This is a genomic window from Ochrobactrum sp. SFR4, assembly GCF_019730395.1.
In the GTDB taxonomy this organism is placed as follows: domain Bacteria; phylum Pseudomonadota; class Alphaproteobacteria; order Rhizobiales; family Rhizobiaceae; genus Pseudochrobactrum.
On sequence record NZ_JAAPBB010000139.1, the window covers coordinates 1 to 511 of the forward strand.

Sequence of the window (511 nt, forward strand, 5' to 3'; positions counted from 1 at the left end):
GCATCGTCACTCTTGAACGACACATCCACCTTCTTCGGCTTCCGATTCATAGTAAAGTTGACTGATTTGTCCTGAGACGTCCAGGACTTAACCGGTGCAGCCAATTTAACCTTATGCGTCTTCGTCTTGGCTGCGCCCTTCAGACAGTCAAATGCTTTAGCAAATCGGTCGTCTGAATTCTTGATTTCCGTGAACTCAGGAGACTGTAAATAGGCCTTCAGCTCCCCCCCTCGAGTCTGCTCGTACTGAGACGCGAATTCAGTCCAACGATCACGGCCGACGGCTTTCGCAGATCCGATAATATCGATTACATTCAGAGGAACACGCTTTGTAACAGATAACATGCGGGTGAGCATTGGGTTGTCTGTGGATAGAGCCGCCTGAACCGTTTCACGGTCATAATCGAGGTCGATGAGCTTCTGAGCGAAAACTGCACGTTCGATGAAAGATAGTTTATCTCTAGCGCTATTTTCCTGCCCCTGAGCGATTACATGGACGGCATCATCTATTT

At 48.5% G+C, this 511-nt stretch carries 1 protein-coding gene; it reads right to left on the reverse strand.

All coding sequences use genetic code 11. The features are described from left to right. The coding region (locus HBA93_RS18240; protein WP_286202040.1) for a plasmid partitioning protein RepB C-terminal domain-containing protein at positions 1 to 511 on the reverse strand (511 nt) is incomplete at both ends.